At 72.1% G+C, this 23,665-nt stretch carries 24 protein-coding genes; 8 read left to right on the forward strand and 16 right to left on the reverse strand.

The annotated features are described in order from the left end of the window. Window positions 1–52: 52 nt before the first annotated feature. From P3T37_RS30760 to P3T37_RS30770, 3 genes are all read left to right on the forward strand, one after another. Window positions 53–1,540, forward strand: coding sequence for an MFS transporter (locus P3T37_RS30760; protein WP_280727179.1), 1,488 nt, complete (start codon window positions 53–55; stop codon window positions 1,538–1,540). Between the two features lie 79 nt (window positions 1,541–1,619). Continuing rightward, window positions 1,620–2,666 (forward strand): LD-carboxypeptidase, encoded by a 1,047-nt coding sequence (locus tag P3T37_RS30765; protein WP_280727180.1) that lies wholly within the window; start codon window positions 1,620–1,622, stop codon window positions 2,664–2,666. Between the two features lie 308 nt (window positions 2,667–2,974). Then, window positions 2,975–3,733, forward strand: coding sequence for a GNAT family N-acetyltransferase (locus tag P3T37_RS30770; protein ID WP_280727181.1), 759 nt, complete (start codon window positions 2,975–2,977; stop codon window positions 3,731–3,733). 40 nt (window positions 3,734–3,773) lie between these two features. Here P3T37_RS30770 and P3T37_RS30775 read toward each other — a convergent pair whose 3' ends face one another. The 3 genes from P3T37_RS30775 to P3T37_RS30785 are packed head-to-tail and all read right to left on the reverse strand — an operon-like array spanning window position 3,774 to window position 5,293. Next, entirely contained in the window at window positions 3,774–4,124 is a 351-nt protein-coding gene (locus P3T37_RS30775) for a DUF6221 family protein (protein WP_280727182.1), read from the reverse strand. 9 nt (window positions 4,125–4,133) lie between these two features. After that, window positions 4,134–4,748: a class I SAM-dependent methyltransferase gene (locus tag P3T37_RS30780; RefSeq protein WP_280727183.1), complete on the reverse strand. Its 615-nt coding sequence runs from the start codon at window positions 4,746–4,748 to the stop codon at window positions 4,134–4,136. Then, a complete protein-coding gene (locus P3T37_RS30785) occupies window positions 4,748–5,293 on the reverse strand; it encodes an alpha/beta hydrolase (protein WP_280727184.1) in 546 nt (181 codons plus the stop codon). Before P3T37_RS30785 ends, P3T37_RS30780 begins: the two co-directional genes overlap by 1 nt. A 139-nt stretch (window positions 5,294–5,432) precedes the next feature. On the opposite strand from P3T37_RS30785, the gene P3T37_RS30790 reads away from it, so the two are divergent. Then, complete coding sequence (locus tag P3T37_RS30790) at window positions 5,433–7,385, forward strand: phospholipase C, phosphocholine-specific (protein ID WP_280727185.1); 1,953 nt, start codon at window positions 5,433–5,435, stop codon at window positions 7,383–7,385. Here the strand turns inward: P3T37_RS30790 and P3T37_RS30795 are convergent. After that, window positions 7,382–8,257, reverse strand: a complete 876-nt coding sequence (locus P3T37_RS30795; RefSeq protein ID WP_280727186.1) for an NAD(P)-dependent oxidoreductase — start codon at window positions 8,255–8,257, stop codon at window positions 7,382–7,384. The genes P3T37_RS30790 and P3T37_RS30795 overlap by 4 nt on opposite strands. A gap of 174 nt (window positions 8,258–8,431) precedes the next feature. On the opposite strand from P3T37_RS30795, the gene P3T37_RS30800 reads away from it, so the two are divergent. Beyond that, window positions 8,432–9,349 carry an alpha/beta hydrolase-fold protein gene (locus P3T37_RS30800; protein ID WP_280727187.1) on the forward strand — a complete coding sequence of 306 codons (918 nt, stop codon included), beginning with the start codon at window positions 8,432–8,434 and terminating at the stop codon, window positions 9,347–9,349. Window positions 9,350–9,365: 16 nt separating this feature from the next. On the opposite strand, the gene P3T37_RS30805 is transcribed toward P3T37_RS30800, so the two are convergent. Then, window positions 9,366–9,671: a hypothetical protein gene (locus P3T37_RS30805; RefSeq protein WP_280727188.1), complete on the reverse strand. Its 306-nt coding sequence runs from the start codon at window positions 9,669–9,671 to the stop codon at window positions 9,366–9,368. Between P3T37_RS30805 and P3T37_RS30810 the strand changes: the two genes are divergently transcribed. Next, window positions 9,664–10,365 carry an FAD-linked oxidase C-terminal domain-containing protein gene (locus tag P3T37_RS30810; RefSeq protein ID WP_280727189.1) on the forward strand — a complete coding sequence of 234 codons (702 nt, stop codon included), beginning with the start codon at window positions 9,664–9,666 and terminating at the stop codon, window positions 10,363–10,365. The two genes, P3T37_RS30805 and P3T37_RS30810, sit on opposite strands and share 8 nt — an antisense overlap. A 10-nt stretch (window positions 10,366–10,375) precedes the next feature. On the opposite strand, the gene P3T37_RS30815 is transcribed toward P3T37_RS30810, so the two are convergent. Beyond that, complete coding sequence (locus tag P3T37_RS30815) at window positions 10,376–11,407, reverse strand: hypothetical protein (RefSeq protein ID WP_280727190.1); 1,032 nt, start codon at window positions 11,405–11,407, stop codon at window positions 10,376–10,378. A gap of 172 nt (window positions 11,408–11,579) precedes the next feature. Here P3T37_RS30815 and P3T37_RS30820 point away from each other — a divergent pair, with 172 nt between their 5' ends. After that, window positions 11,580–12,860 carry a transposase gene (locus P3T37_RS30820; protein WP_280727191.1) on the forward strand — a complete coding sequence of 427 codons (1,281 nt, stop codon included), beginning with the start codon at window positions 11,580–11,582 and terminating at the stop codon, window positions 12,858–12,860. Window positions 12,861–12,894: 34 nt separating this feature from the next. Here P3T37_RS30820 and P3T37_RS30825 read toward each other — a convergent pair whose 3' ends face one another. Then, the gene (locus P3T37_RS30825; protein WP_280727192.1) at window positions 12,895–13,473 is read right to left on the reverse strand and encodes a YdeI/OmpD-associated family protein; all 579 of its coding nucleotides are present in this window, start codon (window positions 13,471–13,473) and stop codon (window positions 12,895–12,897) included. A 93-nt stretch (window positions 13,474–13,566) separates the two neighbouring features. After that, window positions 13,567–15,315, reverse strand: coding sequence for a glycosyl hydrolase family 18 protein (locus P3T37_RS30830; RefSeq protein WP_280727193.1), 1,749 nt, complete (start codon window positions 15,313–15,315; stop codon window positions 13,567–13,569). A 692-nt stretch (window positions 15,316–16,007) separates the two neighbouring features. Between P3T37_RS30830 and P3T37_RS30835 the strand changes: the two genes are divergently transcribed. Then, window positions 16,008–16,742 carry a transglycosylase SLT domain-containing protein gene (locus tag P3T37_RS30835; protein ID WP_280727194.1) on the forward strand — a complete coding sequence of 245 codons (735 nt, stop codon included), beginning with the start codon at window positions 16,008–16,010 and terminating at the stop codon, window positions 16,740–16,742. A 90-nt stretch (window positions 16,743–16,832) separates the two neighbouring features. Here the strand turns inward: P3T37_RS30835 and P3T37_RS30840 are convergent, their stop codons facing one another. The 8 genes from P3T37_RS30840 to P3T37_RS30875 form a co-directional block, all read right to left on the reverse strand. Beyond that, window positions 16,833–17,744 (reverse strand): ABC transporter substrate-binding protein, encoded by a 912-nt coding sequence (locus P3T37_RS30840; protein ID WP_280727195.1) that lies wholly within the window; start codon window positions 17,742–17,744, stop codon window positions 16,833–16,835. A gap of 54 nt (window positions 17,745–17,798) precedes the next feature. Beyond that, complete coding sequence (locus P3T37_RS30845; RefSeq protein ID WP_280727196.1) at window positions 17,799–18,470, reverse strand: ABC transporter permease subunit; 672 nt, start codon at window positions 18,468–18,470, stop codon at window positions 17,799–17,801. After that, a complete protein-coding gene (locus tag P3T37_RS30850; protein ID WP_280727197.1) occupies window positions 18,467–19,135 on the reverse strand; it encodes an ABC transporter permease in 669 nt (222 codons plus the stop codon). Before P3T37_RS30850 ends, P3T37_RS30845 begins: the two co-directional genes overlap by 4 nt. Then, window positions 19,125–20,195: an ATP-binding cassette domain-containing protein gene (locus tag P3T37_RS30855; protein ID WP_280727198.1), complete on the reverse strand. Its 1,071-nt coding sequence runs from the start codon at window positions 20,193–20,195 to the stop codon at window positions 19,125–19,127. The genes P3T37_RS30850 and P3T37_RS30855 overlap by 11 nt, the downstream gene beginning before the upstream one ends. A gap of 150 nt (window positions 20,196–20,345) precedes the next feature. Beyond that, window positions 20,346–20,738, reverse strand: coding sequence for a rhodanese-like domain-containing protein (locus P3T37_RS30860; RefSeq protein ID WP_280727199.1), 393 nt, complete (start codon window positions 20,736–20,738; stop codon window positions 20,346–20,348). Continuing rightward, window positions 20,732–21,253, reverse strand: a complete 522-nt coding sequence (locus P3T37_RS30865) for a cysteine dioxygenase family protein (RefSeq protein ID WP_280727200.1) — start codon at window positions 21,251–21,253, stop codon at window positions 20,732–20,734. The genes P3T37_RS30860 and P3T37_RS30865 overlap by 7 nt, the downstream gene beginning before the upstream one ends. Before the next feature lie 270 nt (window positions 21,254–21,523). Further along, window positions 21,524–22,303 carry a glycosyltransferase gene (locus tag P3T37_RS30870; protein WP_280727201.1) on the reverse strand — a complete coding sequence of 260 codons (780 nt, stop codon included), beginning with the start codon at window positions 22,301–22,303 and terminating at the stop codon, window positions 21,524–21,526. 127 nt (window positions 22,304–22,430) lie between these two features. Beyond that, window positions 22,431–23,624 (reverse strand): hypothetical protein, encoded by a 1,194-nt coding sequence (locus P3T37_RS30875; RefSeq protein ID WP_280727202.1) that lies wholly within the window; start codon window positions 23,622–23,624, stop codon window positions 22,431–22,433. Window positions 23,625–23,665: the final 41 nt, after the last annotated feature.

The following is a 23,665-nucleotide window of genomic DNA, read 5'->3' on the forward strand; positions in this document are numbered from 1 at the left end:
TTGCATGCACCAGCACGCCTCGCACCAGCAGCACCGTTAGGTGAGTAAACCCATGTCTGAAACCGTTCCACACCCCGACCCCAGGCGCTGGAAGGCGCTGGCCTTCATCGGCCTCGCCCAGCTGATGGTGGTACTGGACGCGACCATCGTCAACATCGCCCTGCCGTCCGCGCAGCGCGACCTCGCCTTCTCCGACACCAGCCGCCAGTGGGTCATCACCGCCTACGCGCTGGCCTTCGGCGGCCTGCTGCTGTTCGGCGGGCGGCTCTCCGACCTGCTGGGCCGCCGCCGGATGTTCATCATCGGCCTGACCGGCTTCGCCGCCGCGTCCGCGCTCGGTGGCGCCGCCGGCAACATCAGCATGCTGATAGGTTCCCGCGCCCTGCAGGGCGTGTTCGGCGCGATGCTCGCGCCCGCCGCACTCTCGCTGCTCTCGGTGATGTTCACCGAGGCCAACGAGCGCGCCAAGGCGTTCGGCATCTACGGCGCCATCGCCGGTGGTGGCGGTGCGATCGGCCTGATCCTCGGCGGACTGCTCACCGAGTACCTCAACTGGCGCTGGACCCTCTTCGTCAACGTCCCGTTCGCCGTGATCGCCGTCATCGGCGCGGTGATGGTGATCCGCGAGCCGGGCGGTGCCCGCAACCGCAACCCCCTGGACATCCCCGGCGTGCTGCTGGTCTCCAGCGGCCTGGTCTCCCTGGTCTACGGCTTCACCAAGGCCCAGGAGGACAGCTGGACCTCCAGCACCACCATCGGCCTGTTCGCCGCCGCCGCCGTGCTGCTGGCGTCCTTCGTCGTGGTCGAGAGCCGGGTCAAGAGCCCGCTGCTGCCGCTGCGCGTGCTGCTCAACCGCAACCGCGGTGGCGTCTACCTCTCGCTGGGCCTCGCGGTCATCGGGATGTTCGGGCTGTTCCTCTTCCTGACGTACTACCTGCAGAACGTGCTCGGCTACTCGCCGGTCAAGACCGGCGTGGCGTTCCTGCCGATGGTGGCCGGCATGATCACCGGCTCCACCCAGATCGGCGCCCGCCTGATGAACCGGGTGCCGGCCCGCTGGCTGATGGGCCCCGGCTTCCTGGTCGCGGCGTCCGGCCTGGTGATCCTCACCCAGATCAAGGTCGACTCGTCCTACTTGCTGATCCTGCCCGGCCTGGTCCTGATGGGCCTCGGCATGGGTACCTCGTTCATGCCGGCGATGAGCCTGGCGACCTTCAAGGTGCAGCCGCAGGACGCCGGCGTCGCCTCCGCGATGGTCAACACCTCGCAGCAGGTCGGCGGCGCCATCGGCACCGCGCTGCTCAGCACGGTGGTGGCCAGCTCGATGAAGGCCTTCCACCCCGCGCACGTCACCAGCAAGACCAACGCCCTGCTGCAGATCGAGGTGCACGGCTTCGCCACCGCGATCTGGTGGTCGGCCGGCATCCTGGCGCTCGCCTCGCTGATCGCCTTCACCTTCCTGAACGCCGGCCACATGGGCCACCGCCCGGCCGAGTCCAGTGAGGCGAAGGAGGACTTCATCCCGGTCATGGCGCACTGACGCCCTGCCCGTCCGTCATGAACGGTGCTGCCCCTTCCGCGCGTGCGGAGGGGGCAGCACCGTTTCATAGGATCGACCTATGACGACTCCCCCCGTGTACCCGCCCAAGCCGCGCCCCGGTGACCAGGTCGCGGTCATCTCCCCGTCGGCGGGCAGCCCCGGCCAGTTCCCGCTGCCGTACGAGTTGGGGCTGCGGCGGCTGCGCGAGGAGTTCGGGCTGGTGCCGGTGGAGTACCCGGCCACCCGGTTGTTCGGCTCCACCCCGCAGCAGCGCGCCGCGGACATCCACGCCGCGTTCGCCGACCCGCAGATCAAGGCGGTCATCGCCACCATCGGCGGTGAGGACCAGATCACCGTACTGCCGCTGCTGGACAAGGAGTTGATCCGGGCCAACCCGAAGCCGTTCTTCGGTTACAGCGACAACACCAACCTGCTGCTCTTCCTGCGCAACCTGGGCATCGTCAGCTACCACGGTGCTTCGGTGATGGTGGAGTTGGGACGCCCCGGCGCACTGCACCCGCTGACCGCGCAGTCCGTGCGGGCGGCGCTGTTCGACTCGGGCGCCTACGAGTTGCGGGAGTCGCCGGAATCCGGCGACGTCGGGAAGGACTGGGGTGACCCGGCGACCTTCGCGTCGGAGCCCCTGATGGAGCCCGCCGAGGGCTGGATCTGGCACAACGCCGACCGGGTCGTCGAGGGCCTCGGCTGGGGCGGCAACCTGGAGATCCTCGCTTGGATGCTGATGGCCGACCGCGAGATCCGGCCGGTCGGGGAGTACGCGGGCCAGGTGCTCTACCTGGAGACCTCCGAGGAGCTGCCGAGCGCCGACGAGGTCTACCGGATCCTGCGCAACATGGGCGAACGCGGCCTGCTGCGCCAGTTCCCCGCACTCCTGATGGCCCGCGCGAAGAGCTGGAGCTTCGCCCAGCCGCTGGCCGTGGAGCAGAAGGCCGCCTACCGCAAGGCCCAACGCGAGGCCGTCCTACGTGCATTGGCCACCTACGCCCCGGACACCGTCGCCGTCTTCGACGTCGACTTCGGCCACACCGACCCGCAGCTCGTCATCCCCTGCGGCGGCCGCATCCGCGTGGACGGCCCGGCCCGCCGGATCACCGTGGAGTACTGACGACCGGGCCGACCCTCTTGTGCACGTTCGATCTTCGTGGCAGGGTTGGCGCCGTTGTGCAGCACGCACACGCACCAGACAAAGGATTGAAGTCCATGGTTCCGGCGCCCTTCAGCGGCCGCCGTAGGTACTGAGCGGTTCGCCCTTCGCGGCGTCCGTCTTGCAGTACCTGGTCCGTCTCTACACACGGCGGCCCCACGTGCAGTGCCTCGACGCACTGCGGCCCTCGGCCATCGGCCGGGCCTGACAAGCATGCGCAGCTCCGAGAGCGCGCACCACCATGTCTTCAACGTGAGGTCAACATCATCGTGGACACCAACGTCCAGCGCTTTGCCGTCGCCAACCTCCGCCGCCGTCCCTCGGTCGTCGAGACCGCCGGCTTCGTCGCGGGGTTCGACCCCGGTACCACCAGCCCGTACATCAACTACGCGACGCCGCTGCCCGGCGCCGAGCCGACCGCTGCCGATGTCGCCGCCCTGGTCGCGGCCTTCCGCGAGCGCGGGCTCAAGCCGCGCCTGGAGTTCGCCCCTGACGCCGCACCCGCCGTGGAGCCCGCGCTGCGCGAGGCCGGCTTCACTCGCGAGGCGGTGCACGAGTACCTGCTCTGCACGCCTGCCACCCTGGTCGTGCCGAAGGCCGGTCCGGGGCGCCCGGTCGTGGAGATCCCGGCCACCGACGAGGAGTTCACGGCGATCGACGGTGCCCTGGCGGAGGCCTTCTCGGGCGAGTTCGCCTCCTCTCCGGAGGGCGCGGCCCGGCTGCGCCGTACTCACGAGTCGGGCGGCGCCGTCCGCTTCGTCCGTGCCCCCGACGGTAGTTGCGCGGGTGGGGCGCTGACCTCCGCACCGGCCGTCGGGACCTCGGAGCTGGCCGGGGTCGGGACGCGCCCGGCCTTCCGCGGCCGGGGTGTCGCCGCCGCCGTCACCGCGGCACTTGCCGTGGCGATGTTCGCCGACGGGGTGCAGTCCGTGTGGCTCGAGTACTCGGGCGAGGGCTCGCGCCGGGTCTACGAGCGGGTCGGGTTCCGGCCGCACGGGACGCGGCTGTACATGTCGCTCGCAGAGTAGGGCCGGGTGCGGGGCCGACGGGCCCCGCCGCCCCTCGCCGTCAGGCGCCGGGTGACCAGGCGGCCTCGTACTCGGTGTCCTCCCGGTAGGGCAGGGCGAGCAGGCGCAGCGTCTGCTCGGCGAGCGCGTGGCCGCCGCGGTCGTCACGGTCGTCGCGGTCGTCGTCGGCGAGGGTGCGCAGGCAGCTGTCGATGATCCGGCGCTTGGCCGCGACCTCGGCCAACGCCCGCTCCGGGCAGTGGTGTTCGACGTAGACCTCGGCCCGGCGGAGGTGGCGGTCCGAGCTGTCCACGGCGCCGAGCAGGTGTTCGATGCAGCCGTCGGCCCGGGTGGCGATGGCTTCGTCCTCGTGCAGGCGCGCGGCGAGGAAGGCCGCAAGGCTGTTCGTCATGCGGCGACCCTAGCCGGGTCCGCCATCGTGCCGCCTGGTCGCCACCACGGAGCTGAGGTCCGGCGCGAGGCGCAGTTCGGTGGCCCGCAGGGCCGGGTGCTCCAGCCAGTGCAGGCGCGCGGTGTCCGGGCGGCCGTCGTGCAGCGGCGGCCAGCCGGTGGCGGGGGTGAAGTCGTCGATGACGACGGTGCCTTGGGGGGAAAGGAGTCGGACGGGGTCGGCGGGCGGCTCGGCCCCCTTGCCCTGGCCGCCGCCGTCCAGCACCAGCAGGTCGAACGGTGCGCTCCGGTAGAGCTCGCTCCAGTCCGCGCACAGCACCTGGACGTGCGGCAGGTCGGCGAAGACCTCGGCGGCGAGCGCCGCGCGGGCCGGGTCGCGCTCGACGCTGAGCAGCCGCACCCCCGGGCCCGCGCCGCTCGCCAGCCAGGCCAGGCCGACCCCGCAGCCGGTCCCGCTCTCGCCGATCAGCTGCTCCGCCCCGCCGGCCAACGCCCGTAGGAGCAGGCCCTGTTCGGGGTGGCAGGAGTTCTCGAAGCCGTGCGCCCGGGCGACCTCCAGGGCGCGGCGCACCAGCGGCGGGAGGTCGGTCAGTCGCTGGTGGGCGGCGGTGCCGTGCGGGGACATCAGGCGCTGCGCGCTGTCAGTTCCGCGAGCAGGGCCTGGCCCTCGGGCCAACTGCCGAGATCGGAGGCGCTGTTGATGTGACCGAGCGGGCCGAGTGCGACCAGCCGGGCGCCCCAGTTCTCGGCGAAGCGCCGGGAGCGCTCGGGGCTGGCCCACGGGTCGTCACTGCTGCTGACGACGATGCTGGGGAACGGCAGCGGGCGCAGCGGGATCGGCTGGAAGGTCCGCAGGCCGGGGTTCACCGCGTTGTCGATGTCGGGCGGCGCGACCAGCAGCGCGCCGGCCACCGGCAGGCCGTGGCGCGCCGCCCAGTGGGCGATGGTGATGCAGCCGAGGCTGTGCGCGACCAGCACCACCGGGCCGGACTGGGCCAGCACGGCCCGGTGCAGGGTGTCCACCCACTCGTCGACCTGCGGGGCGTCCCAGTCGGCCTGCTCGACGCGCAGGTAGCCGGGGTGCTCGCGCTCCCAGTGGCTCTGCCAGTGCTCGGGGCCGGAGCCCTCGTAGCCGGGAACGATGAGGACGGTGGCGGTGGTATCGGTCATCCGGACAGTTTATCGGCCCTGATGATCCGCCAAGAAGGCAAGTCCCCTGTCTTCCGCTGTTCACTCTTCGCTGGAATCATCCTTACCGGCAGGTAACTCACCGTCGGTGAACAGTTGTTTCCCCCTTCCTGGAGGCCTCGTGTCCCCGCTCTCCCGCCGCGCTCTGCTCGGTTCGGCCGCCGCCTCCGGCGCCGCGCTCGGCCTCGGCGCGCTGCCCGGCACCGTCCAGCAGGTCCTGGCCGCCCCCTCGGCGCCCGGCACGCTGGACGACGTCGAGCACGTCGTGGTGCTCATGCAGGAGAACCGCTCGTTCGACCACTACTTCGGTACCCTGAACGGCGTGCGCGGGTACGGCGACACCTCGCGGGTGCGCTTCCCCGGCGGCTCGGACGTGCTGCGGCAGAAGATGCTCGGCACGGTGGGCGGCACCGACCTGCTGCCCTGGCACCTGGACACCTCCACCAGCGACGCCCAGCGGATCTTCGACCTGGACCACTCCTGGTCCGGCACCCACAGCGCCTGGGCGAACGGCCAGTACAACAACTGGATCCCGGCCAAGACCTGGTACACGATGGGCTACTACCGCCGCCAGGACATCCCCTTCCAGTACGCGCTGGCGGACGCCTTCACCGTCTGCGACCAGTACTTCTGCTCCGCCCTGACCTCCACCGACCCGAACCGGCTCTACCTCTGGTCGGGGACGATCGACCCGAACGCCACCGGCGGCGGACCAGCCACCGACAACACCAGGACCGGCTTCACCTGGACCACCTACCCCGAGCGGCTGCAGGCGGCCGGCATCTCCTGGAAGGTCTACCAGCAGCAGGACAACTACGACGACAACGCCCTGGCCTGGTTCAGGTCCTTCCAGACCGCCGCCCAGGACTCGCCGCTCTACGTCAACGGCATGGCTCGCCGGGGCGCCGACGACTTCGCCAACGATGTCGCCAACGGGACGCTCCCGGCCGTCAGTTGGGTGGTGGCCCCGACCGCGCAGTCCGAGCACCCCAACTACCCGCCGGCCCAGGGCGCGGACTTCACCTCCTCGTACGTGCTCCAGGCGCTGGCCGCCAACCCGGAGGTCTGGGCGAAGACCGTCGTGCTGCTCAACTACGACGAGAACGACGGCTTCTTCGACCACGTGGTGCCTCCGGTGGCGCCGGACGGCACGCCCGACGAGTTCGTGGGAGGCGTCCCGATCGGCCTCGGGCCGCGCGTGCCGATGATCGTCATCTCGCCCTGGAGTCGTGGCGGCAAGGTCAACTCCGAGGTGTTCGACCACACTTCGGTGCTGCGCTTCCTGGAGAACTGGACCGGCGTCAAGGAGCCCAACATCTCCGCCTGGCGGCGCACGGTCTGCGGCGACCTGATGTCGGCCTTCGACTTCACCACCAGCAACCGCACCTTCCCCGCGCTGCCGGACACCAAGCAGCTACTGGCCGACCTGGCCGAGCAGGACAAGTTGCTGCTGCCGCCGCTCTTCCCGCCGATCGTCCAGCAGCAGCCGCAGGTCGAGCCGGGCGACCGCCCGTCGCTGCCGATCGGCTACCGCTTCGGCTCCTCCTCGCGCACCGACACCTCCACCGGCCGGCTCTGGGTCACCCTGGACAACCTGGGCACGCTGGGCGCGGGCATCTCGATGTACGTGGTCAACTTCCGGCAGTTCGGCGCCTGGCGCTACACCCTGCCGGTCGACGGCACCGTCAGCGACTACTTCAGCGCGCTCGGCGTCAGCGGCGGCCCGTACGACATCGACGCGCACGGCCCGGACGGGTTCCTGCGCGGCTACAAGGGCGATGTCCGGACCTGGACGAACTCCGCAAAGGGCCACCCCGAGGTGGCATCGGTGGAGACCCCGGGAGGCGTCCGGATCACCCTGAGCAACCAGGGCGGCCGCCCGGTGGTCTTCACCATCGGCGCCAACTCGGCCTTCGGTGCGAGTGGTTCGACGGCCCGGACGGTCACCGTGCCGGCCGGCGGCAGCGCGGAGGACGTGCTGGCGCCGACCTCCGCCGGACGCTACGACTACGCCGTGACCGCCGACACCGGCGACGGCTTCGAGCGCCGCTTCGCGGGGCGGCTCCAGCCCTAGGTGCTCAACCCGGCCCGGCGGCGGGCCCGTTCGCCGAGCGCGGCGAGGTCGAGCCCGCCGTCCCCGTGCGCCACGGACTCCGTGAGCGCCGTGCGCAGCACGTCCGCGAACGGTAGCGGGACGCCCGCCTCGGCGCCCGCGTCCAGTGCCAGGCCGACGTCCTTGAGCCCGAGTGCCAGGCGGAACCCGGCGGGCTCGTACCGGCGTTCGGCGATCATCGCGCCGTATCCGGCGTAGACCGGGCCGGGCAGGATGGTGTTGGTCAGGATCGCGAGCAGCTCCTCCGAGGCCAGCCCGCCGGCCTCGGCGAGTGCGGACGCCTCGGCGAACGCCTCGATGGCCGAGACCAGCATGAAGTTGGCGCTGATCTTCGCGATGTTGGCCAGCTGCGGCTGATCTCCCAGCCGCCTGGTCGCCCGGCCCATCGCGTCGAACAGCGGCGCCACCCGGTCGATCATCGAACTCTCGCCCGCCGCAAGGATGGTGAGGTTTCCGGCGGCGGCCACGTCGGTGCGGCCGAGGACCGGCGCCGCGACATAACCGAGGCCGTGTCGGGCGTGCAGCTCGGCGGCCCGGCGGGCGAGCGCGGGGGAGACGGTGGCCATGTTCACGTGCACGGCGGCGCCGGCCGTGGCCAGCAGCGCTTCGTCGAGCAGCAGCGACTCCACCGCGGCGTCGTCCGCGAGCATCGAGACCACGACCTCGTTCCCCAGCGCCTCGGCGAGGCTCCCCGCCGCGAGCGCCCCGCGCTCGACCAGCTCCCGCACCGGCTCGGGCGAGCGGTTCCAGACCTGCACGCGGTGCCCGGCGGCGAGCAGCTGCCCCGCCATCTCCCGGCCCATGGCCCCCAGTCCGACGAATCCGACGTTCACCTTGTCTCCTGATCCTCGGGTGTTCACGCTTCACTGCCATGATCACAGATCACCCTGTTCACCAAGGTCATCCGCGGCCCGTCATGGCTCGGTAACAGCCGGATCCCGTCGACTGACGGCCGGTTAGCATCTCTCCGACATGAGTTCGATCATGAGCGGCGGGGAGACGAGACGATGAGCACCAGCGGAGCAGGCCTGACCAGACGCCGGCTGCTGCGGGCGGGCGGCGCGCTCGGCGGGCTCGCCGTGCTCGGCGCCGGGACGGGCACCGCGATGGCGGAGGACGTGCTGCCGGGCGGAGTGACGCTGCGCCGGGCGCTCGGGCTGACCGGCCCGGACGGCAGCGTGCCGCGGGTCACCCCGGGACCGCTGACCGACGAGCTGGTCGCCTCCCAGGCTCGCGGCCGCACGGTGCGGCTGATCACGATGACCCCGCCCGGGGTGGCCGACCACGGCGCGCTGCCGGTCTGCGTGGTGCTGCACGGGCGCGGCGCCGACGCGCGGGCCATGGTGCAGCTCGGGATGCCGCAGTTCCAGGCGGCGGCGGTGGCGGCCGGCGTGCCGCCGTTCGTCCTGGTCGCGGTCGACGGCGGCGACGCGAGCTACTGGCACCAGCGCACCCCCGGTGACGACCCGCAGCGGATGCTGCTGGACGAGCTGCCGGGCTGGCTGGCCGCCCGGGGCTTCGCCCGCCCGAACGCCGGCGCGCCCGCCGGTGTGCTCGGCATCTCGATGGGCGGTTCGGGCGCGCTGCGCTACGCCCGCGCCCGCGGCGCGGGCTTCGGCCCGGTTGCGGCGCTGAGCCCGGCGGTGTTCCGCAGCTGGGACGACGCCCGGACGGTGGACGGCTTCGACTCCGAGGCGGACTGGCGCGAGGACGAGCCGCTGCTCCACCTCGACCAGCCGCACGGACGCCCGCTGGCCGTCTGGTGCGGCACCGAGGACCCGTTCTGCCCCGCCGCCCGCCAACTCGCCACCCAGGGCGGCGCCGTACAGGCGCGCTTCCCGCGCGGCGAGCACACCGACGGCTTCTGGCGCCGAGTCCTCCCGGCCGCGCTGGACTTCATGGGTCACGCGCTGACCCCTCGATAGCGGACTCTCGGACGGGTCAGGCCGTTCTGGAGCGCCGGGCTGGCAGGATGCCAGCGTGGAACAGACGCGACCCGACCTGCCCGCCGCTCTCGCCGCCCTGCGCTCCGTGCTCGCGCCGGGCGACGTACTGGACCCGGCCGACCCGGCCGCCGGCTTCGTCCGCGACGAGCGCGGCCTGCTGCCCGCCCACCCCGCCGCGGTGCTGCGCCCCCGCGACACCGCGCAGGTGGCCGCCGCCGTCGCGGTCTGCGCCCGGTACGCGGTGCCGGGGTGCCGACCGCGCCGTCGCTCTCCTCGCGCTGCCCGGACTCGCCGTGCTCACCCCGCTGCTCTCCTGCGCCCGGGACCTGCTGGAGGACCGGCTCAGCGCCCGGGAGCTCTTCACCCGGACCGGCGTCGACCTGCTGCTCGCCCAAGTCCCGGGCACCCGGGACCCGTTCGGCACCCCGTACCCGGCGTACATGATGGAGGCGACCGCCACCCGGGACGGCGCCGGACTGGCCGCCCGGATGGAGGAGTTCCTCGCCGAGGCCACCGAGCGCGGCCTGATCACCGATGCCCTGCCGGCTCTGGACCACCCGCAGGCCCAGGCGCTCTGGGCGCTGCGCGAGGCGCTGCCGGAGGCGGAGAAGCGGTCCGGCGGCGCGGTCAAGCACGACGTCGGTCTGCCGCTCAGCGCCGTCGCCGACTTCGTCACTGCGGCCGAGCGGCGCCTGACGGACCGTCACTCTGAGCTGTCGGTCAATGTCTTCGGCCATGTCGGCGACGGCAACGTGCACTTCAACGTGCTGGCGGCGCAGGGGATCGACCGGGTGGAGGTCTCCGCACTGGTGCACCAGGTGGTGGCGGAGTTCGGCGGCAGCATCAGCGGCGAGCACGGCATCGGCGTGTTCAAGGCCGACGCACTGGTGGCGGCCAAGTCGCCGGTCGAACTCGCCCTGCTGCGCACGGTGAAGGACGCCCTCGACCCGCAGGGCATCATGAACCCCGGCAAGATGCTGCTCAGTTGGGCCTGAAGACGGGTCGTCAGCCGGCCGCGGCCTTCCCGCGGGCGAGCAACTGGCTGCTCGCGTAGGCCGCGAGGGTGGGGCCGGCCGCCGTCGCGGCGGGGTCGGCCGTCGTCCCCGTGGTCCCGGGCTTCCGGGTGCCGGAAACCGAGTAGAAGTCGTAACGCCCGATCGAGCCATGGGTGTTGACGCAGCCGGCGGAGGTGCAGAAGGAGATCGAACCGGCCGGGGCGAGGCCCTGGATCTGGCCCTTGTAGGCCGCCGCGGCGGCGTCCGCCAGTGACTTGGTGTCGAAGACCGCGACGCCTATCGTCACGGCGCTGAAGCCGTTGGTGTAGGTCGCCAGCAGCAGCGAGCCGCAGCCCTCGGCGGTCAACTGGCCCAGGCCGCCGGTGGTCTTCTGCCAGCAGGGCGAGGCGGTTCCGGTGTCGATCCGGGTCCAGGTCTTCCCGTCGGCCGAGAGCGTGGTGGCGGAGAACAGGGTCGCCGGGTCCAGCGGCGCGCCGTCCGTGCTGACGTTGGAGATGAGCGTCAGCGGGTCCTTGGGCGCGGCGCTCGGGGTGACCGCGTCCGGCGCGGTGGTGGCGGGCGCGGTCGCGCCCGGACCGGCAGGTGCGGCGCCGCCGCCGGACGGGTGGGCGGCGGCCGAGGCGCTCGCCGACCTGCTGGGCGCCTCCGAGGGTGAGGACGAGGGCGACGACGAGGACGAGGGCGACGACGAGGGCGAGGCCGACGGCGATGGCGACGCCGTCGTGCCGGGTGTGGGGCTGCCGGCCGGGGACGGCCCGCTGCCGCCCAGTGCGTCGATCGCTGTGCTCGACGTCGAGCTGGTGGTCCGGTGCCCGGAGCCGCCGCTCAGCACGATCGCGGTCGCGGTGATGCCCACCACGACAGCCGTCGCCGCCGCACCGGCCGCCAGTAGGCGGATCCGCCTGCGGCGCAGCGAGTCACGCTCGTGACGCTCCGCCAGCGCCGCCCAGTCGGGTTCGGCGCTCGTGGTCACCAGGGGAGCGGCGCCCTGGAAGTACTGGCTCTGCGGCCTCTCGGTCATAGGGCGGAAGCCTAGAACACGTCTCGAACGGCCCTGTGGCGAGGGCCCTAAATCTGATCTGGCCAGGGCTCCGCAATGAACATGCAGGTTGTAGAGGACAAGTCGTCCAGTGCGTACATCGGGATTTAGATTTCAACGCGGTGACATAAGGCAACCGCATACAGTGATCAGTATGGGCGAACACGTCATGGAGAAGTGGCAGTTCGGGCACCGCGCCCGACTAGCGATCTCGCGTGTCGAGTCGGAGAGGATCGACGGGCAGGCTCACGCTGCGCGGGCGATGTGGAACCAGTTGCACGACCTGTGGATGATGACGCCGAGGTGCCAGCGGTCACTTGTCCGCATGGACCAGACACTGCGTCAGGCTCGTAAGGAGATCGACTGGTATGCGGTGCTGCCCGCGCAGGCTGCGCAGGCCGTTCTCAAGACGTACATCCAGGCGTGGAGGAACTGCTGGGAAGGCCGGGCCGACGAGCCGAACTTCAAGGCACGTCACCGATCGGTCATGTCTGTGGACATTCCGCAGGGACGCGATCTCAACATCAAGCGGGTCCATCGCCGCTGGGGCATGGTCACGATCCCGAAGGTGGGCCGGGTCCGGTTCCGCTGGACCAGGGACCTCCCCGTCGGAAAGCGCGCAGACGCTGACAACCGGATCAGCGGGGCGCGGCTGGTCAAGGACGCACTCGGCTGGCACATCGCCTTCCGTGTCCAGACCCTGGAACCCGCGTCCGCGCCGCACACCGGACCCGAGGTCGGTATCGACGTCGGGGTGAACGTCGCCCTCGCCCTCTCGGATGGGAACCATCAGACCCACGACGACTGGCTGACCGACACCGAGAAGGCCAAGCTGCTGCGCCTGGAGCAGCGGGCCGCACGGCGCAAGGCACACCGCCAGCCCGGCGAGCGCACCTCGCGCCGCCTGCACCACACCTATGACCGGATCCACGGGTTGCGCGCGAGAGCCAAACGACGCCACCAGGACTGGCAGCACCAGACCACCACGGCCATCGCCGACACGTACGGCACGGTCGTGGTCGAGCATCTGCAGATCACGAACATGGTCAAGTCCGCCAAGGGCACCATCGACCAGCCGGGGAAGAACGTCGCACAGAAGGCCGGACTGAACCGCTCCATCAGCGGGGAGGCATGGGGTCGCACCGTCGTCCTGCTGGCGTACAAGACCGCCCGGCGCGGCGGCACCCTCGCCAGGGTCCCCGCCCCCGGGACCTCCCGGCGTTGCTCGATGTGCGGGCTCACCACACCTGGCAGCCGCGAGAGCCAGGCCCTGTTCGTGTGCAAGAACCCCGGCTGTGGGTGGTCCGGCAACGCCGACCTCAACGCGGCCCGGAACATTCTGCACCTGTATCGGATGGGCCATGCGCTCGTCCCGGCTGCCGGGAGGGCAGTCGTCAGGCGCGCGAAGCGCGTCAAGCCCGCTGCCGCAAGGTAAGCAGGAATCTCCCAGCCTCAGCCGGGAGAGCACTTCAAGGATGGAGCTTCTGGCCGGCCGCGAGCATGGCGACGAACTTCTCGATCCGCCGGGCGCGGGTCTCGGGTTTCTTGGGCTCCTGGACCCGGTACAGCACCGCGTACCGGTTGGCGCCGTCCAGCGTCTCGAAGAAGCGTGCGGCCGCGGGCTCGGCGGCGAGGGCCGCGGCCAGGTCGGCGGGGACCTCGGCGGTGCGCGCGCTCGCGTACGCGGCGTCCCAGCGCCCGTCCGCGCGGGCCCGTTCGACCTCGGCGAGCCCGGCCGGGTGCATCCGGCCCTCGGCGATCAGAGCCTCGGCCTTGTCGCGGTTGATCCGCGACCACCTGCTGCGGGCGCGACGCGGGGTGAAGCGCTGGAGCCAGTAGCGGTCGTCGAAAGCGGCCTTCTGCCCGTCGATCCAGCCGTGGCAGAGGGCGACCTCCAGGGCCTCGGCGTACGTGAGCGCCTCGACGCCGGGCGCCTTCTTGGCGAACTTGAGCCAGACGCCGGGGCAGTCGGTGCCATGCTCCGTCAGCCACGCCTCCAGGGCGGCGGCGGTGGGGAATTCGACGGTCTCCAGCTCCTGCGATGCCATGGCGCCAGTCAAGCACGGGGGTCGGACAACCGCCGGAAGCGGCGCTCGGGGCCCGGGTCGCGACCGCCGTCACGAACCGGGCCCCGCCACGCACTACGCGATCGAGAAGTCGTCCCCGAAGACGTTGCCCTGGCCGTACCAGCCGTGCAGGTAGACGGTCACGGTGCCCGAGGCGCCCGTGCTGAACGGGACCGTGAGCTTGGTCCAGGCGCTGCCGGAGGCCCAGGTGGACGCGGTGGCGCCGCCGCTCACGCCCAGGTAGGCGTAGTTGCCCTGGACCCAACCGGTGAGCGTGTAGGCGTGGTTGGGGGCCAGCGTGACGCTCTGGTCGCACTCGCCGGTCTGGCTGCTGGTCGGCGCGACCTGCAGCGCGTGGCTGCCGGAGTGCACGGGGGTGGAGACCACCGCGCCGCCGCTCTGGCAGGTCCACGGGCTCAGGCTGCCGGTCTCGAAGCCGCCGTTGACCAGGCCGCCACCTGTGGTTCCGCCGGTGACGGTGAGGGTGTAAGAGGTGCTGTGGCTGCCGGAGGCGGCGGTGCCGGTGACGGTGAGCGGGTACGTACCGGGCGCGGTGGACGCGCTGGTGGCGACGGTGAGGGTGGAGCCGGCGCCCGCGGTGACGCCGGCGGGGCTGAGCGTGGCGGTGACGCCGGCGGGTGCGCCGGTGACGGTCAGGGCCACGTTCTGGGCGCTGCCGGAGGTGACGGCGGTGGCGACGGCGGCGGTGGCCGAGCCGCCCGCGGCGACCGAGCCGGCGGCCGGGGAGGCGCTCAGCGAGAAGTCGTTGGCCTGCGTGCCGCCCCCGCCGGTGAACGGCTCCAGGGCGTGGCTGAAGTCCCAGGTGCCCTGGGCGATGCCCGAGCAGGTGTCGGAGCCCGCCGTGCCGACGGTGCAGCTGCCGTTGTCGCGTTCCAGGGCCCAGAACGAGAGCGTGTTGAGGCCCTTGCCGTTGGCCCAGTTCTGGACGGCGGACGCGTCCGCGACGGTGGTGGTCTCGCCCGCGCCGAAGTCGTCGACGCCGGGCATCAGGGTGACGCCGATCGAGCCCCACAGCTGGGCGGCCGTCTTCGCCGGGTAGAGCTGCGCCAGCTGGTTGTAGGTGCCGGTGGCCGCCGACTCGGCGTCGTTGGCCATCTCGTGCGAGGCGCCGTCGTAGTAGTCGAACGCCATCACGTTCACGACGTCGATCCGCGCGTTGTTGCTGACCGCGTTCTGCAGGACGGCCAGGCCGCTGCTGGCCAGGCCGCTGGTGGTGGTCGGCAGGGTGTAGGAGAACTGCACGCTGCGGTTGTTGGCCGCGGCCCAGTCCTCGACCACCTTGATCGCCTTGTTGCGGCGGTCGATGCCGGCCGTATCGGTCAGCGAGTTGTCCTCGGTGTCCAGGTCGATCCGGCTGACGCCGTAGGTGGTGATGACGTTCTCGTACGCGGCGGCGATCGAGTTGACGTCGGTGCAGCTGTCGGCGATCTCGGTGCCGTCGTGGTCGGCGCCGTAGCCGCCGAAGGACGGGATGACGTCGCCGCCGGCCGCGCGGATGGTGCTGATCGCGGCGCCGTACTGCGAGGTCGCGATCGGGTTCGCGGTCTGGCCGTTCCAGTACGGGGTGCAGGAGCCCTTGGTGTCCGCCTGGATGAAGGCCATGGTCAGGTACTTGTTGCCGGACTGCGCGGCCAGGGCGGCCGGGTCGTCCGAGCTGTACGCCTCGAAGTACGGCGCGAAGACGTGCGCGGGCAGCGGGGTCGCCGCGTGGGCGGCGCTGCCTGCGCCGACCACGAGGCCGGCCGAGGCGGCCAGCGTGAAGCCGGCGGACAGCAGGGCCTGGATGGATCTGTGAAGTCGCATGCAGTGCTCCAACAGACGTGACGGGAAATTGGGAAGTGGGCATGACAACGACCGGCGCGAAGGCGGCCGGAGCGTGCGGGTACGGGCGGGAGCCGGCGACGGGAGGGGGTGGTGGGCGTTTCAGGACAGGGCGAGTGCCTGCCGGCCGGTGGTCACACCCCCACAGTGCATCCCGGTCGGATGACACCGCCTATGTTTGGACTAGACCACTGATCTGTCAAGAGTCCTAACGATCGGTCAGCACCGCCCGCCGGCACCGCGACTGGCCCCTCGGGCCCTCCCGCCTGCGGCGCACCTCCCGACCCGGCACGCTCGGTGCCCGCCCAATGGCCCTCGGTGACGGCCCTGGTGACACCGGCCACAGGCGATTCACGTCCACGACCGCGCGTCGTCGCCGCGATCCCCCAGCTGGAGCGGCTGCGCCCGGATCGGGCGCGGGAACTCCTATCGCGCGTCGTAGCAGCGGTGTTTGCCGCCCGCCCGGCGCGCACGTTAAACCTGGACGAGTCGCCCAGCGCACCGCCCCGCACCGGCCTCCCGCCGATGCCGTCCCCACCGGTGGAGCGCTCCGTACGGCACCGACCGAGACCGGGGTGCCCACGGCCACCGACGCGCCGTCGCAGCGCGCGGCACACCGCCGCACCACCGCTGCGCGCCCGGGGCCGGAACCTACCGAACGAGGTTGATGCAGCATGCGCAAGACCCTGACGTCCACCGTGCGCCGACGATCCTCCGTCCTGGTCGGCTCGGCCGGTCTGGCCACCGTCATCGCCGCCTCCGCCGTGGCCCTCGCGCTCCCGACCGACCCGGCCTCCGCCGACGCGCCGGTCGTGACCACGGTCGCCTCCGGCAGCCACCAGGACGCCCTGAAGCTCTCGCTGGACACCGCCACCCGCGCCATGGACACCGGCCGGCTCGCCGCCGCGCCCTACCTGAAGCCGATCCCGGCCGCCGGCGGCCACTCCGTCGCCGCCGCGCCGTACCTCGGATCCGGCGAGGCCGAGCCGGCCGCCCCGGCCGCGCAGCCCGCCGAGGCTCCCGCCGCCGCCCCGCAGGCCCCTGCCCCGGCCGCGCCGGCCGAGCCCGCCCCCGCGCAGCCGGCGGCCCCGGCCCCGCAGCCCGCCGCCGTCGACACCAGCCCCAGTGGCGTCCGCGCGCTGGCGCAGAGCATGGTCCCGGCCGGCCAGTGGGCCGCCTTCAGCAGCATCATCAGCCACGAGAGCAGCTGGAACCTCCAGGCCACCAACCCGTCCTCCGGCTCCTACGGCCTCGGCCAGGCGCTGCCGGCGAGCAAAATGGCCTCGGCCGGCTCCGACTGGCGGACCAACCCGGTGACCCAGATCAAGTGGACGCTCGGCTACATGAACGACCGCTACGGCAGCCCGAACGCCGCCTGGACCTTCTGGCAGAACCACCACTGGTACTGACAGGCCCCACGCAAGGGCCCCGCACCGCCGTCCCCCTCGGGCGGCGGTGCGGGGCCCTGATGCGTGGAAGCTCGTCAGCCCGGACCCTTGTCAGCTCAGACCGTTCGCCTTCACCCAGTCCTTGGCGACCGCCGACGGGTCGTCCTTGTCGATCGACACCTTCTTCATCAGCGCCACCAGTCCGGGGGTGTCCAGCTTTGCCGACACGGCGTTCAGCGTGTCGGTGACCGTCTGGTTCACGCCCGCCTTGTTGACCAGCGGCGTCACGTTCTGCGCGCCGAACAGGTTCTTCGGGTCGGTGAGGGTCACCAGGCCCAGCTGAAGGATCCGCGGGTCGGTGGTGAAGACGTCGCCGACCTGGAGCGAGCCGTCCTTGAGCGCGTTGGCGGTGGTGTCGGCGGTCGGCTTCCAGTCCTTGAAGGTCAGCCCGTAGACGTCCTTGAACTGCTGCTCGCGCCGCGACTTGAACTCCGGCTGGCCGCCGATGGTGAAGTTCGCGGCCTGCGCGGTCAGGTCCGTGATGCTCTTCAGGCTGTACTTGTCGGCGGTGGCCTGACTGACCGTCAGAGAGTCCTTGTCCTCGGCCGCCGAGGAGTTGAGGACCTCCAGCGAGGACGGCAGCGCCTTCTGCAGCGCCGCGTCGACGTCGGTCGAGGTGGCGGCGGTGGCCTTGGCGTCCAGGTACTGCAGCAGCGCGCCGTTGTACTCCGGCAGCACCGTCAGGTTGCCGCTCTGCAGCTGGCCGTAGATCACCTCGCGGCTGCCGATGTTGAACTTCTCATCGACCTTGACGCCCTTGGCCTGCAACGCCTGCGAGTAGATCGAGGCGAGCAGCACGTTCTCGGGGTAGTTGGCCGAGCCGACGGTGACCGTCGAACCGCTGCCGGCGGCTTTCGAACTACCGGACAGCGGGTCGCTCTTGGATGAGCTGCAGGCCGTGGCGGCCAGGGCGATGGCCGCCAGCAGGACGGCGGAGGTGGTCGCGCGGGAACGCAGGGACATCAGGATGGACCTTTCGTAAGGGTTACTTGGGGGCGTAAGGGTTACTTGGGGAAATCAGCGCCGCTGCTTGCGCAGCCCGGCGGGCAGTGCGAACCGGTTCAGCGCCGCGAAGAGCAGCTGGGCCGCCACCGCGAGCAGCACCACCAGCAGCGCGCCGCCGATCGTGAGCGGGAAGTCGCGGGTGGCCAGGCCGTCGATGACGTAGCGGCCGAGCCCGCCCAGGCCCACGTAGGCGGCCACCGTCGCGGTGGCGATCACCTGGACGGTGGCGGTGCGCAGCCCGGCCAGCAGGGCCGGCAGTGCCGCCGGAACGCAGACCTGGAACAGTACTTGACGGTGCGTCAGGCCGATGCCGCGGGCCGCGTCCCGCAGGTCCGGATCGGTGCCGCGGACGCCCTCGCAGGCCGCCACCAGCAGGACGGGTGCGGCCAGCGCCACCAGCGGGATCAGTACGGCGCTGTCGCCGACCCCGACCAGCAGCACCGCCAGCGTGACCAGCCCGAGCGTCGGCAGCGCCCGCGCGGTGCCGCTCAGCGCCGTCACCAGGCCGGCGCCGCGCCCGCTGTAGCCGATCAGCAGGCCGAGCGGGACGGCCAGCAGCGCCGCGTAGAAGAGCGCCTCGCCGGAGATCGCCAGATGCTCGCCGACCCGCTGCACGATCGAGTCGGGACCGCTGCGCCGGTCGGGGGAGTTGAAGAAGTCGGAGATCCAGGAGAGCCAGTTCATCGCCGCACCGCCGTCTCGCGCCCGGCCCAGGGGGCGAGCAGTCGGCGGGCCAGCAGCAGCACGCCGTCGGTCACCAGGGCGAGGACGGCGACCAGCACGATCCCGGCCACGATCGGGGTCGGGAAGGTGCGTTGGAAGCCGTCGATGAAGAGGTAGCCGAGCCCGCCGCGCCCGATCAGCGCGCCGACGCTGGCCAGCGAGATGCTGGAGACCGCCGCCACCCGCAGGCCGGCCACCACGTACGGCACGGCCGAGGGGAGTTCGACGGCGGTCAGCCGCCGCCAGGGTCCGTAGCCCATCGCGGTGGCGGCCTGCCGGACCGGCTCGGGCACCGCGCGCAGGCCGTCCACCGTGGTGGGCAGCAGCACGGCGAGCGCGTAGCAGGTCAGCGGGATCATCACGGTGGCCTGGGTGGCCAGGCCGGTGTACGGGATGAGCACCACGAAGACCGCCAGCGAGGGCAGCGCGTAGACCACGTTGAAGGTCGCCGCCAGCGGCTGGTAGAGCCGCGGGAAGCGGGTGCAGAGCAGTCCGAGCGGCACCGCGAGCAGCAGCCCGATCAGCACCGGGACCAGCGAGATCACCGCGTGGTCGGCCAACAGGCCCCACAGGTAGCCGAGATGGTCGCCGATCCAGTACCAGCGGACCAGGGGCTCACCGTCCATGGCCGGCCTCGTCCCCGGCCTTCGACAGGGCCACCGGCAGGGCGTGCAGCGCGTCGAGGGCGTCCAGCACCGCCGAGCGCGGGGCGATGCCCACGGCCCGTCCGTCGGCGTCCACCGCGACGGCCGCGCCGACGGGCGACAGGACGGTGGCGTCCAGCGCGGTGCGCAGGGTGTCGGCTGCGGGGTCGAAGGCGGCCACCGGGCGGTGCTCGCCGTGGCCCGACCAGCCGGTCGGCCGACCGGACTCGTCCAGCTCCAGGCGCCAGCCGGCGAAGGGCTCGCCGAGCGGCGCGAGCGCGATCGGGTCGGCCGGACGCAGGCCCAGGCCGCGCAGCCCGCGGTCGCGGCCGAGGAAGGCCGCCACCTGATCGTCGGCCGGCGCGGCCAGCAGGGTGGCCGGGTCGGCGACCTGCCCGATCCGGCCCTGCTCGCGCAGCACCACGATCTGGTCGCCGAGTCGGACGGCCTCCTCGATGTCGTGCGTGACGAACAGCACGGTCTTGTTCAACTCCGACTGGAGGCGGAGCAGTTCCTCCTGCAACCCGGCGCGCACCACCGGGTCGACGGCGCTGAACGGCTCGTCCATCAGCAGCAGCGGAGGGTCGGCGGCCAGCGCCCTGGCCACCCCGACCCGCTGCTGCTGGCCGCCGGAGAGCTGGAACGGGTACCGCTTGGCGGTCTCCGGCGCCAGGCCCACCAGTTCGAGCATCTCGTACGCCCGGGTCCGGGCCTTCTTGCGGTCCCAGCCGAGCAGGTAGGGCACGGTGGCGATGTTGTCGATCACCTTGCGGTGCGGGAAGAGCCCGGCCTGCTGGATCACGTAGCCGATCCCGCGCCGCAGTTTGGCCGCCTCCAGCTCGGTGACGTCCGTGCCGTCCAGCAGCACCCGGCCCGAGGTCGGCTCGACCATCCGGTTGACCATCCGCAGGATGGTGGTCTTGCCGCAGCCGGACGGGCCGACCAGCACGGTGGTCCGCCCGGCGGGCACGGTGAGGTCCAACCCCTCGACGGCTATCGTGCCGTCGGGGTGGCGCTTGCCGGCGCCGTCGAATCTGATCACGGAATGTTCCTAGCTGTGGTGCCTGGAGCACCGGTCGGGTGAAGCTGGATCATGGGGTTGAGCCCCGCCGCACGTTTCCCGCATCCGGGCCGCGGGAAACCCCTGACACGCGATCAGTGACGGAGCTAACGCGGTGCTCCGTACCCGGTCTCACCCCGCCAGGGGGCCCGGTTCGGTCGGCAGGCCCGCTTCGGCCCAGGCCAGGAAGCCGCCGTCCAGGTCCGTCGCCCGGTGCAGACCCAGCTCGCGCAGCGAGGCGGCGGCCAGGCTGGAGGCGTACCCGGCCGAGCAGAGCACGATCACCGGCAGGTCGTACCCGGTCGCCTCCGGGATCCGGTGGCTGCCGGTCGGGTCCAGGCGCCACTCCAGCACGTTGCGCTCGATCACCAGCGCGCCGGGGATCTGCCCCTCGGCGGTGCGCTGGGCGGCCGGCCGGATGTCCACCAGCAGCGCGCCCGCCAGCTGCGCGGTACGGGTCTCCTGCGGGCCCGGGCGGTGCACGCCCTCCCGCGAACGGGCCACCAACTCGTCGACGGTCACCACTGCTCCGGTCCTTCCACCGCGGTGCGCCGCAGGCCGCTGGCGCGCAGTTCGTAGAGCGCCATCTCGCCCAGCGGCGGAGAGTACGCGTGGATGGTCACCGCCGGGCCCGCGGCGGTGTTGCGGACATCGTGCAGGAACTCGGGCCCGAACGCGCGGACCGTGCCCGCCGACAGCCGCCGGGTGTGCAGCTCGCCCTCGGGGCCGCCGAGCGAGAGCTCCTCCAGCTCGCCCAGCGCCACCGTGAACGCGCCGCGCGAGCCGCCGTGGTCGTGGAAGCCGGTGGACTGCCCCGGCAGCCAGCTGATCAGCCAGACCTCGTGATCCTCGCTCAGCCGCAGCCGCTCGTACCAGCGTTCGTCGGCCGACAGGCGGACCCGGTGGATCCACTCCTGCGGCCGATCGGCCAGCTCGGCCACCACGGCCCGCAGCTCGGCGGGCGTCAGCGTTCTTTCGGGCAGCACGGACGGTGACGGGGCCGGCGGCTCGCTCTGGGCCGGCGCGAGGTCGACGCTCATGTGAGGTCCTCACGAAGGATGCGGGTGCGGGTGCGCCCGTCGGTCCCACCGCCGACGGAGGACGTCGCGGCCGGCCGGGGTGCGGGGAGGGAGGGTGATGAGAAAGCAGCCGTGCGCCCTGGAAATGGTCACAGGGAGCGGGTCGGCGCGAGGTTCAGCGGCAGCAGGCACACATGTCGCTCGCCTGGCGTCGCAGATCGACGTGCAGGCGGCAGACGAGAGCGGTGCCGTGTTCCATGCCGCGATCCTTGTCGACCGGCTACCAGCACGTCAAGCGAGGTCCACCATCCGGCGCGCCGCCTGCGCCTCGCGCAGCGCGGCCACCCGCTGGTGCACCCAGTCCACCTGGTCCGCCAACGCCTCCCGGCGCTGCTCGACCTGCCCCGACAGCTGCCCGCCGTGCCGCCGGTAGCGCAGGGTGTCCGCCGCCACGTACACCCCGGCGCGGAACGAGGAGACCACCATCAGCAGCGCGGTGTCGTCCATCCCCCAGAGCGCCGGCCAGCAGCCGAACTCCCAGAGCGCTGACCTGCGCCACATGATCCCGGCCGGGTGCAGTGGCACCGAGTACTCGGCGGCCGGCTCGGTGCGCCAGCGGCTGTAGACCGCCCCCGGCTCCAGCACACCGGGCCGCAGCTCCAGCGGGACGGCGCGCAGCGAGCCGTCCGGCAGCAGGTCGCGGGCGTCGCCCGCCGCGTAGGCCGCCGCGGGGTGCCGGCTCAGCGCGCCGGACAGGACGGCCAGCGCGGACGGCTCCAACTCGTCGTCGGCGTCCAGGTTCTGGACCAGCGCGGCACGGCAGCGGGCCAGCCCCCGGTTGCGCGCCTCGGCGGGACCGGCCCCGCCGGCGCGTGGACTGTCGCCGATCGTGACCAGACCCGCAGCCCTGGCGTCGGCCAGTTCGGCCGGCAGCGCCGGCGCCGGGCCGTCGAACTGGATGACCCACTCCCAGCCGGGCCGCCCGAGGCCCCGCTGCGCTTGCAGCGAGGCGAGTGCGCTGGTCAGCCCCCGCACCTGGGTCGGCAGGCAGGCGGTGAGGACGGAAACCAACGGGGGGGGGGTATGGGAAAATCGGGTGCCGAATGCGTGGCTTTCTGCCGCACCCATGGCACTGTCACCGGCCCTGCATAGCGTTGATCGTCCGAAGATATGACGATCCTACGACGGGCCACTCGCACTACCTTCGGCGGTCCCGCGTCAGGTACCAGGTGCCGCCCACCACCGTCAGTGCGAAGAGCAGCAGCCCGCCGCCCAGCGCCACCAGCAGCCAGATCCGGTCGGCCAGCCCGAGGTTGCCGCTCAGGGCCACCTGGAGCGAGCCCACGGCGAAGGCGATCGCGGCGGTGAAGACCGCCACCAGCTCCACCGCCCGTACGGTGGCGCCGTCCAGGGTGTGCCGCACCTCCTGGTTGGCGGCCTCCTGCTGGTCCCACAGGTGTTGCTGGCGGGTCGTCCAGGCGGCGCGCTCCCGGCCGTCCAGGATCGTCCGGCGCTCCTGGAGGTACTGCTCCTGGAGCAGGCTGTGACTGCCCCGGTTGCCGGTGGCCGGAAGGCGCTGCAGTGCGGTGTCGATGCTGGTCAGCGCCTCGTCGAAGCGCTCGGCCAGGCGTTGGCCGGCTGCGAGTCGGGCGTGGAAGAGGTGATCGGTGGGGAACTGCCGGACGGCCTCCTCCGCCCGGCTGCAGAGCAGTTCGCCCTGCCGGGCGAACGGCCGTGCCACCGCGAGGGCGTTGAGGCAGACGTCCACCACCTCGCGGGTGTTCTGCGGTGAACTCCAGGCTGCGTCGAGGAGTTCGATTGCGTACTCGGCGGTGGTGGACCGGCTGCCGAGCGCCGCGAACGCCAGCAGGGCGTTGAACAGCGGCTCCTCGCGCAGGGGTTGGGCGGTCAGCGGCGAGGTCTCCAGGAAGCGTCGCAGCTCGTCGAAGTGCAGGTCGGCCCGCAACTTGCCCGCGTGGTACCAGGTGGCGAAGCGTGCGGCCGCTCCGGAGTCCGCCGTCGCACGCAACACCGTTGCCGATTCGGCGAGTTCGACGGCGGACTCGACGCTGTCGCGGGTGATGAAGCCGTACCCGAGCGCCCACTTCCCGGCGATCACGCGCTGGTGCTCGGCCGCGACATGGGCGTCCAGCCAGCTCCCGCAGGCCGCCGCCTCCAGCACGGTGGGCTGGGCCAGCAGGCGCAGCCGCCAGTAGCGGTCCGCGCAGATCAGCACGGGATCGCCCACGAAGTCGGCGCTGGTGACGAGGAAGGAGGGCTCCTCGCCGTCCGCCACCAGCGCCTCGGCCACCGACTCGCAGATCCGGTCCAGTTCGCGGGAGTCCCGCCCGGCCACCTGCGCCAAGCGCTCCAACGCCAGTCCGTGATCCATCGGCTTCCCTCCGTCTATTTCCTGACGGATCGTGCCTATCA

Source organism: Kitasatospora sp. MAA4 (genome assembly GCF_029893355.1).
Taxonomy (GTDB): Bacteria; Actinomycetota; Actinomycetes; order Streptomycetales; family Streptomycetaceae; genus Kitasatospora.

Bases quoted from the DNA above. Each gene is read 5' to 3' on its own strand.
- P3T37_RS30875 (WP_280727202.1), bottom strand. From the start codon at position 23,624: ATGGATCACGGACTGGCGTTGGAGCGCTTGGCGCAGGTGGCCGGGCGG.
- P3T37_RS30840 (WP_280727195.1), bottom strand. From the start codon at position 17,744: ATGTCCCTGCGTTCCCGCGCGACCACCTCCGCCGTCCTGCTGGCGGCC.
- P3T37_RS30765 (WP_280727180.1), top strand. From the start codon at position 1,620: ATGACGACTCCCCCCGTGTACCCGCCCAAGCCGCGCCCCGGTGACCAG.
- P3T37_RS30815 (WP_280727190.1), bottom strand. From the start codon at position 11,407: ATGACCGAGAGGCCGCAGAGCCAGTACTTCCAGGGCGCCGCTCCCCTG.
- P3T37_RS30850 (WP_280727197.1), bottom strand. From the start codon at position 19,135: ATGGACGGTGAGCCCCTGGTCCGCTGGTACTGGATCGGCGACCATCTC.
- P3T37_RS30845 (WP_280727196.1), bottom strand. From the start codon at position 18,470: ATGAACTGGCTCTCCTGGATCTCCGACTTCTTCAACTCCCCCGACCGG.
- P3T37_RS30835 (WP_280727194.1), top strand. From the start codon at position 16,008: ATGCGCAAGACCCTGACGTCCACCGTGCGCCGACGATCCTCCGTCCTG.
- P3T37_RS30825 (WP_280727192.1), bottom strand. From the start codon at position 13,473: ATGGCATCGCAGGAGCTGGAGACCGTCGAATTCCCCACCGCCGCCGCC.
- P3T37_RS30800 (WP_280727187.1), top strand. From the start codon at position 8,432: ATGAGCACCAGCGGAGCAGGCCTGACCAGACGCCGGCTGCTGCGGGCG.
- P3T37_RS30820 (WP_280727191.1), top strand. From the start codon at position 11,580: ATGGGCGAACACGTCATGGAGAAGTGGCAGTTCGGGCACCGCGCCCGA.
- P3T37_RS30780 (WP_280727183.1), bottom strand. From the start codon at position 4,748: ATGTCCCCGCACGGCACCGCCGCCCACCAGCGACTGACCGACCTCCCG.
- P3T37_RS30775 (WP_280727182.1), bottom strand. From the start codon at position 4,124: ATGACGAACAGCCTTGCGGCCTTCCTCGCCGCGCGCCTGCACGAGGAC.
- P3T37_RS30830 (WP_280727193.1), bottom strand. From the start codon at position 15,315: ATGCGACTTCACAGATCCATCCAGGCCCTGCTGTCCGCCGGCTTCACG.
- P3T37_RS30785 (WP_280727184.1), bottom strand. From the start codon at position 5,293: ATGACCGATACCACCGCCACCGTCCTCATCGTTCCCGGCTACGAGGGC.
- P3T37_RS30760 (WP_280727179.1), top strand. From the start codon at position 53: ATGTCTGAAACCGTTCCACACCCCGACCCCAGGCGCTGGAAGGCGCTG.
- P3T37_RS30865 (WP_280727200.1), bottom strand. From the start codon at position 21,253: ATGAGCGTCGACCTCGCGCCGGCCCAGAGCGAGCCGCCGGCCCCGTCA.